The organism is Candidatus Neomarinimicrobiota bacterium (genome assembly GCA_030743815.1).
GTDB lineage: Bacteria > Fidelibacterota > Marinisomatia > Marinisomatales > S15-B10 > UBA2146.
The window spans coordinates 37,215-45,412 of the sequence record JASLRT010000032.1; the positions used below are offsets into that span (position 1 = coordinate 37,215).

Sequence of the window (8,198 nt, forward strand, 5' to 3'; positions counted from 1 at the left end):
AGGGAGGAGAAGAGAATGCTCCATATATCACCATCACACCAGCGGTTTATCATTCCCGCCATTCTGTTATTAATCACTGTTTCCTCAGGGGAGACTATTCTAGTGGCGGGACGCGTAACAGACTACAGCGGTGAGCCGATTCCTTTTGTTGAAGTCTATTCAGCAACAACTCATCTCGGAACCACTACGGACAGAGAAGGCAGATTCATTCTTATACTAGATGATCAACCAGTTGACAGACTTGTGGTGAGTCATTCGGCCTTCACTATGCAGGAAGTGAGTTTAGATACAGTCTCAGCTGAAGATATGCGCATCAGACTCCAGCGCCGGATATACCAGTTCAAACCTGTCATCGTGGAAGGCAACCTCTACGGGCGACAGAGCCTGGCACTTCCTGTAAGCCATCGCGTCATAACCATTGACGATTCGCCAAACAGCGGCAACAGTGTCGCTGAACGACTCGGCAGGAGAGGAATCCAGATTCGGGATTACGGAGGACCGGCAGGACTCAAGACCATCTCATCTCCCACAGGCTATGCGGAACACATACTTGTTATGGTGGAGGATCTACCCATCAATTCGCCACAGAACGGAGTTTTCGATCTCAGCATTCTCCCTGCAGATCTATTTTCGCACGGCGAGTTTTACGACGGTCAAGGCTCCTCACTTTACGGTTCAAACGCTGTAGGCGGTACACTCAATCTTATGCTGGACAGGCAGAAATCAAACTTGCGCATGAGATCAGGTTCACTTGGAGAGAAGGGAATCAGCGGTCGAATTCATAAGGAGCTCAATCTTCTACGGACCGCTGTCTACGGCAACAGTTTTGAAAGCACGGCTGATTACCGAGAGAACAACGACTTCAGCCAGAGAGCTGTCGCATTCCAGGCCTCCCTCCCGCTGACAAAACAGTGGACTGCCAGATCGTTTGCACTGCAAAGTCATGTAGATCGAGGTATTGCCGGCACGCTTCAGTTTCCATCTCCATCAGCCAGAAAAGAGAATGGAGATTTTCTCTTGCTTGCCACGCTGCGGGGAATTTCTACGGCAGGTCAGACGAAAATCACTGCGGGCGTTATGAAATCCCGTGAGCACTTCACAGATCCGGACTGGATAGTCAACTCAAGACACCGCATAGATTCCTGGCAAGTCAGAGCTGTGCACCGGTTCAGAGAGTTCCTTTCTGTGCGAAACACACTCAGCCTCGAGACAACAACGAATCACGTCAGGAGCGATGACGCCGGCAATCATCAAGAAGACTTGACTGCCGTTGGATTGCTGTCGCAGATCCGGATTAGTCCAAGACTGACCGTGTCACCCAGCCTGCGCTCCGACTGGAACAGCCGTCAAGACAAAGTGATCGCCACAGGCAACCTCGCCATGCTCTGGTCCAGGAACGAAGGTCTTTTGCAATCGTTCGCCTTCAGCGCGGGATCCAGTTATCGCAATCCCACCTTCAACGATCTCTACTGGGAAGACCCGTGGGGATATTCAGTCGGAAACCTGTACCTTAAACCCGAAAAGGGAAATTCGGCTGAGGCGTCACTTCACTTACGGCCGGTAAAACCATCGTGGTTGAGCATCAGAATAAGGGGCTACTACTTCTTTACTGAGAATCTGATCCAATGGACGCCTGACGAATCGTGGGTCTATATGCCGCATAACTTGAAGAAGTCGGAATCGTACGGCGGTTCGCTGTCGGTGACTGTCTCTCCAGAGGATCTGCCGGTGACTATTTCGATACTGAGTGAACGGAATAATAGTCGCGTCCTCTCCAAAGGTGATGACCACGGTAAAAGACTACTCTACGTGCCGGCACGCTCCCACTGGGCTGAGCTGAGTTATAGCCGGAAATCGATTAACTTTCAGCTGAGATATCAACTACTGGGCAAACGTCGTTACAGTTATTCTACCGATCTGCTCCTGCGTCCCTATGAGCGGCTGGATGCAAACATATCCCTCACTTCTTCAAGACTGTTTGGTGTTGAGACGTCTATCGCACTGGGCTGCAGGAACCTGCAGGATCACAGTAATCTACAGTCTGTGTATGACTATCCTGAACCTGGAAGAACAGTCTATTCGAGGCTATCCCTGGAACTTCCCTAATCGCGGAAATTCCAGCGAAAAGTGAGATAGGTCAGTCCTCCAGCTGCCGGCAGGAGAGGTGAAACAAAAGAAGTTACCTGCTCTTCACTAAATGATGCATTCACGCTCTTTAAACGTAACCATCCGATATAAAGAAGGTTGACCATAGTGTAGGAGATTTCAAAATTCGATATGACGGCGGTGAATTGGACGTTGACGACGGTAGTGGCATCAGGTAGACCGCTGTCTTCATAATTGTAGTAACCGAGGTTCAGGATCGGATCCCAGACAAGGCGATCCCTCCCCGCCCAGACATCGGCCCACAGCTTCACTCTGGCATCCAGCTTCTCCTTGAACAGTTTCTCGTTCACGGCGAGACCGGCATTAACCTGGTGTTTTACACCGATTCCCCACCCCTTCTTCTGATTCAGCAAAGTTACACCTCTGCTGAAGAGCCACCAGTCGCGAAAGTAGTTGACCCTGGCAGACCACGCCATACCCGGAATGCGATCAGAAGTATTTTCCATTAAAGCTGTAATTTCACTGCCTTCTTCTACATGTGATTTTTCAAAGTAATAGTGTGGCGCGGCCTGCGAAATGAAGTAGCGCGTCTCCAGTTGCACTCTTTTCACTTCGTACACCGCCCCAATTCTGACCAAAGTGCGAACTTGGCTGACGGCAGAAGAATCGGGTCTCAGTGTGGGGATTTTTGCCGGATAGAATAAATCAGGCACAAAAAGAAACTGGCGTCCACTAAACTGGAAGGGAAGTAGATAAAGATCCTGCCTTGCACCCCCATACAGCCTGAAATATCCCACCGCATACTCTGATTCGAATCGGAATATAGCTGACGTTCCGTAGCCAAGGTACCCGGTGCTGCCAATTCCTGCCCTGTGGCTTAACCGTCCCGACTGACCCCGTAACCCCAGTTCGGCCGTGAAGCCGGTTCGCGCCTGGTTACCCAGTGAATCCGAACTGATGGCGCGGTAACTCGCGGCGGTTGACGCGAAGAGTGTGGCCTGCCGATTCAGCTCGCGGCTCACTTCAGCAGAAAACCTCTGTGAGAGGAGATCAGCCCGCCACTGAGGTGCATCAGATAACGAGTTGATTTTCAGCCGTTGAGAAAAACTGCCCGCTGTCAGCCGATACTTCAGACCGGCTGACTGACCCATATACCTCACCGCAACGGTTATAATCTGGTCACTCCTTAACGCCCCTTTTACCCAAGTAAGATCAGATGATACCGGAACAGCTTCGCTGGTTTTGAAATAGGCCGTCTGCATTTGCAGGCGATCTCCGCTCGTGCGCGGGCGATTGAGCATCAGCCTGTAGTTCTGTTGAATCGTGCCTCCACCGCCGGTATAGGTGCTCGGGCCGATAATACCAAATCTGTCATCAAAATTCCTTTTTAAGGCCTGAAAAACGGTGGAACGATCATCAACTCCCTCAAAATCGATCTCAAAGGCAAACTCGTCCAGAGCGTAGTCTCCCTTCTTATACCAGAGAGAACTGTTGACGAAGGGAAGATCTTCATCTGTCTTGTTGTTTTCGACCCTGAATGGAAAAGCGTAACGCTTGGGCCAGTGGGCAAAATTCCCATCGAGAAAAAGGGGACCGAGATCTGTTTCACTGCCCCAACCGAGGAAGCCGTAACGATGATATATTCCACTCTGCCCGCTCCAGTCAAATGGGACAGTACCGACGCCGCTGACCTGCGCGGACATGGATCTTGTCATCACAAGGATGAGAACGTGGAGTGCGAGTGTCCTGCAGTTCATTGCGAGATTCTTGAGAAGACTCTGGGCAGAGCTGTGGTAAAGATGACCACATTCATTACCTGATGCAGTAGTGTAAAACCGATTCCGGTAAGATAAACAGCCACGGTTTGGCGAAACTCGAACCCGGCAGCCACCGGATAGCTCAGCGTAGTCAGAGTATCGAAAATGAAAGTAAGGACGGCCCCCGTAGCCCCCAGGAAAATTACTTTTGTCAGCGGCCACGTTTGAGACATCAGCAATTTGCGCAGCATTCCGCCGCAGGCACCCACCAGTCCCATGCCCAGCATCTGAGCCACGATGAGAGGAGGAAAGACGAGACCGGAGCCGAAGGGGTTAGCCGCGGAGAATACAAATTCAGCCAGGAATCCCACAGTTATTCCCCAGCGCGGACCAAGATAACCGCCAGCAACAAAAACAATAGCAGTAATGAATTCTACATTGGGGATCAGCAAAAGCGCATACCCTGCGCCCACTGCCAGTCCTGTGAACATCGCAGCTTTGGCGAGATTAGCTGTCGGCAGTTGATTTACCCTTGTAGAGGGAAGCCCCGAAGAAATTCCGTCGACTGGTCCACTCACCGTATTCACTGTCTTGCTGGATAACCTTATCAAATACGTTAAGTCTCGTGTCCATGTAGTCTATGAGCTGAAGCAGGAGCGCCTCTTTTGTCCTGGCACGTGAAGAACGGCGGCCGTCAAATACCCCTTCATGAGAGGAAACCATATGCTCGAGCTGCAGAAGGAGATCAGGCGGGAAGTCGTTAATCCTGGCCGCTGCTTCCCTCGTCATATCTCTGCCGATATCAGTATGGCCAAGAAAATTCCCCTCATCGGTATACTCCGGAACCAGAGTATCTGTAAATTCCCTAACCTTGCCCACGCTGTGGAGCAGAATGCCCGCCAGGACAAGATCCTCATCAGCCTGATAGTGCCTGGCAAGTTTCAACCCTACTTTTGCCATGGAGAGGACGTGCTCAAGATAACCCGACCGGTACGGATAGTGCATGGCGATGGAAGCTGGAATTCTTTGCAGAGTCTTCTTATTGCTCTTATAGATATCAGTCAACAGCTTCTTCAAATAGTTGTTCTTTATCTTCTGAATCAGCGCCCCAACCTCTGTCCACATTTTCACGGGATCGTAAGGTGATGTTGGAACAAGGTCATCCTCTTTGAAGCCGTGGCGGCCATACTTTTCCGGCGTCGCCTTATTAATACGGCCCACTACAACCTGAAGCCGATCCTGAAACATATCAACTCTTCCACGAACAGCTACGGCATCGCCCGCTTCGAACTTCGCTTCGAATTCTTTCACCCTGTCCCACACCTTGGCTCCCACCTCTCCTGTTTTATCCTTGAGCATAAGATCAAGAAAGAGTTCGCCAGCGCGGGTGGTCCGCAGATTCTTCTCCTTGCACAGGTAGAAACCCTGGATGTCATCGTTTGCCTTAAACTCTGAAATGGTTGATATCTTCTTCATAGCGGGGCTAATTAACGCTTTGCTACATTAAATGTCAAGGGGAAGCTCGCTGCTGCCATTATCTTTTTCCCAAGGGACTATTGAATATGAATCAACCTCAAACTAAATTGAGAATGGATTAGCTGTGACTAAGAAACGAAACTACAGAATTATCGACCACACTGCCGATGTTGGCATCGAAGTCTACGGTGGAGACCTGTCAGAACTAATGGAACATGCAGGAGAGGCTCTGTTCAGCATCATTACAGATATTGAATATGTTGAGACTTCGGTGAGCCACAACATCACTGTGGCGCCGGGAGAGAACGAAGAAGTTCTGCGCAACTGGCTGGAGCAACTTCTGCAGTACTTCAACACGGATGATATGCTCTTTTCAAGATTTGAGGTCATTCTGGCCGATGACGGATTTTTCCGTTGCACCGCTGCAGGCGAAAAGATAGACAGTGATCGCCATCTGTTTCATACAGAGATCAAAGGGATCACGTACCACCAGTTTGAAGTCAGCGGAGATGAAAGCGGTTGGCAGGCGAGGATTATTCTGGACGTATGATAGCGTGGCGGAGTTGAGTGCAGTAATGAAACGAAGTAAAATTATTACAGATTTGGAGTGCTACAATGGAACAAAGTAGAATTGTTGCAGATCCGTAATGCTTCGCTTATGCTCATCATTGCAATCCGTACCGATTTAGCTAAACATGAGTAAGCTAAAGCAAGTTTCTGACCACATCTGGGAGGTTCCCAAGACCGGCGGGATGCTGGTACCGGGGAGGATCTACGCCAGCCGCGAACTTATACAAAACATCGAAGGCGATCCGTGCGTTGACCAAGTGAGGAACGTCGCTCACCTTCCCGGCATCGTAAACTATTCCCTCGCCATGCCGGATATTCACTGGGGCTACGGCTTCCCCATCGGCGGCGTGGCGGCAATGGACACCGAAGACGGTGTCATCTCCCCCGGAGGTGTGGGATACGATATCAACTGCGGCGTCCGTTTGATGACCACTGATTTGCCAGTCAGTGAGGTGCGCCCTCGCATCAGGCAGATTCTGGCGCAACTCTTCCGGGACGTTCCGGCCGGTATCGGTTCGCACGGTGCCATCCCTAATCTGAGCCACAAGGGAATTGACGCAATTCTGGAGAAAGGCGCCCGCCGAGCGGTTGAGATGGGCTACGGATCGGAACATGACGCGGCTTTCATCGAGGAAAACGGCTGTCTGGAGGGAGCCGAGGCAAAGCGAGTGAGTGATCATGCCAAGAAGCGGGGCAGCAGACAGATCGGCACTCTCGGCTCAGGCAATCACTTTCTGGAGATCAATTATGTGGAACAAGTTTATGATCCCGAAACCGCTACACTCCTTGGCCTGGAGAAGAACCAGATTACGGTGATTATTCATACCGGTTCACGCGGTCTCGGCTATCAGGTTTGCAACGACTATCTAAAGACTACTCAGAAAGCAGTGGATAAGTACAACATTGATCTACCCGACCGCCAGCTCGCCTGCGCTCCCATCCGATCCGATGAAGGCCAGTCTTACCTCGCCGCCATGCGCGCCGCCGCAAACTTCGCCTTCGCAAACCGGCAGGTCATCAAGCATCTAACAGAACAAGCCCTTCTGAAGGCCCTCGGTCTGAAGTCTGAAGAATTGAAGATGCGGCTCGTTTACGATATCTGCCACAACATTGCCAAGTTTGAGACTCACGAAATCGACGGTGAAGAGGTGAAAGTGTGCGTCCACCGGAAAGGTGCCACCCGTTCGTTCGGCCCGGGGAACGCTGAGCTGCCGAGCCGCTACCGGCCTATCGGCCAGCCCGTGCTGGTGCCGGGCGACATGGGACGATACTCTTATCTCTGCGTCGGGACTGCAAAGGCGATGACTGAAACCTTCGGCTCATCATGTCACGGTGCCGGCCGCATGATGAGCAGGAAGAAGTCGTCCAAAGTGAGCCGGGAGATGAACGTGATCGAGGAGCTCAGGAAGCGCGGCGTGGAGATCATGGCCCGCGGGAAACGCACCATTACTGAGGAGATGCCCCACGCTTACAAGGACGTAGCCAGTGTGGTGGACGTCATGGACGGCGCCGGCATCAGCCGCAAGGTGGCGAGGCTGAAGCCGATTGGGGTCATTAAAGGTTAATAAACATGGGAGATGCAACATGAGAAAAATGACAGTAACAGCGGGAATTACGCTCCTTTGCTTCGCCTGTTCAGGCGGAGGACAAGGCGGCCGGAATGTAGAATACCTGCAGTCCGAGGCATTCGCCGGGCAGAACCTCCCCTTCTCCGAAGCGGTACGCGTCGGAAACATGCTCTACCTGTCCGGGCAAGTGGGCAACAGACCGGGATCGCTTGAGGTGGTGGAAGGGGGTATCGGCCCCGAGACGCGGCAGACGATGGAGAACATCAAGGATGTCCTCGAGCGCTACGGCTCATCGCTGGATGAAGTGGTTAAGTGTACCTGCATGCTAACGGACATCTCCGAGTGGGGCGACATGAGCAAAGTCTACGCCGAGTTCTTTCCCGATCGGAAGCCCGCCCGCAGCGCCTTCGCCGGTACCGGCCTCGCCCTCGGCGCCAAAGTGGAGATCGAGTGCTGGGCAACGGTAGATTAACGTGGTAGCGACAGACCGTCTCAGAATTATCTTTTTTATTGTAAACGTGGTAGGCGGCATCGCTGTGTTAGGAAGCTACGCCCACGGTCTACTAACAGAGGTGGCACTGAGACCAAAGCTGTGGGGTGGTGTCCCCGAAGCGTGGCGACCGGTCTACACCGTCAATATGTTCTTAGCAGCGGGTGGCTACTTTTTCTTCACCGCTCACTTTTTGATGCGGGCATTGCCATCAGGGGCACTCTTTTTCAA

At 51.9% G+C, this 8,198-nt stretch carries 8 protein-coding genes; 5 read left to right on the forward strand and 3 right to left on the reverse strand.

Annotation, left to right across the window (positions count from 1 at the left end):
* Positions 1–15: 15 nt before the first annotated feature.
* Positions 16–2,106 carry a TonB-dependent receptor gene (locus QF669_02995; protein MDP6456412.1) on the forward strand — a complete coding sequence of 697 codons (2,091 nt, stop codon included), beginning with the start codon at positions 16–18 and terminating at the stop codon, positions 2,104–2,106.
* Here QF669_02995 and QF669_03000 read toward each other — a convergent pair.
* From QF669_03000 to QF669_03010, 3 genes are read right to left on the reverse strand one after another with little or no spacing between them, the layout of a single operon-like run.
* Positions 2,103–3,863, reverse strand: coding sequence for a hypothetical protein (locus QF669_03000; GenBank protein ID MDP6456413.1), 1,761 nt, complete (start codon positions 3,861–3,863; stop codon positions 2,103–2,105). The genes QF669_02995 and QF669_03000 overlap by 4 nt on opposite strands.
* A complete protein-coding gene (locus QF669_03005) occupies positions 3,860–4,354 on the reverse strand; it encodes a hypothetical protein (GenBank protein MDP6456414.1) in 495 nt (164 codons plus the stop codon). The genes QF669_03000 and QF669_03005 overlap by 4 nt, the downstream gene beginning before the upstream one ends.
* Positions 4,355–4,370: 16 nt before the next feature.
* On the reverse strand, positions 4,371–5,339 hold the full coding sequence (locus QF669_03010) for an HD domain-containing protein (GenBank protein ID MDP6456415.1): 969 nt from the start codon (positions 5,337–5,339) through the stop codon (positions 4,371–4,373).
* 124 nt (positions 5,340–5,463) lie between these two features.
* Between QF669_03010 and QF669_03015 the strand changes: the two genes are divergently transcribed.
* The 4 genes from QF669_03015 to QF669_03030 all read left to right on the forward strand — a co-directional run.
* A complete protein-coding gene (locus QF669_03015) occupies positions 5,464–5,889 on the forward strand; it encodes an archease (GenBank protein MDP6456416.1) in 426 nt (141 codons plus the stop codon).
* A 145-nt stretch (positions 5,890–6,034) separates the two neighbouring features.
* Positions 6,035–7,474, forward strand: a complete 1,440-nt coding sequence (locus tag QF669_03020) for an RtcB family protein (GenBank protein MDP6456417.1) — start codon at positions 6,035–6,037, stop codon at positions 7,472–7,474.
* A 19-nt stretch (positions 7,475–7,493) separates the two neighbouring features.
* Positions 7,494–7,949 carry a RidA family protein gene (locus QF669_03025; GenBank protein MDP6456418.1) on the forward strand — a complete coding sequence of 152 codons (456 nt, stop codon included), beginning with the start codon at positions 7,494–7,496 and terminating at the stop codon, positions 7,947–7,949.
* A 1-nt stretch (position 7,950) separates the two neighbouring features.
* Positions 7,951–8,198 (forward strand): hypothetical protein (locus QF669_03030; protein MDP6456419.1); only part of this gene is annotated, 248 nt, incomplete at its 3' end.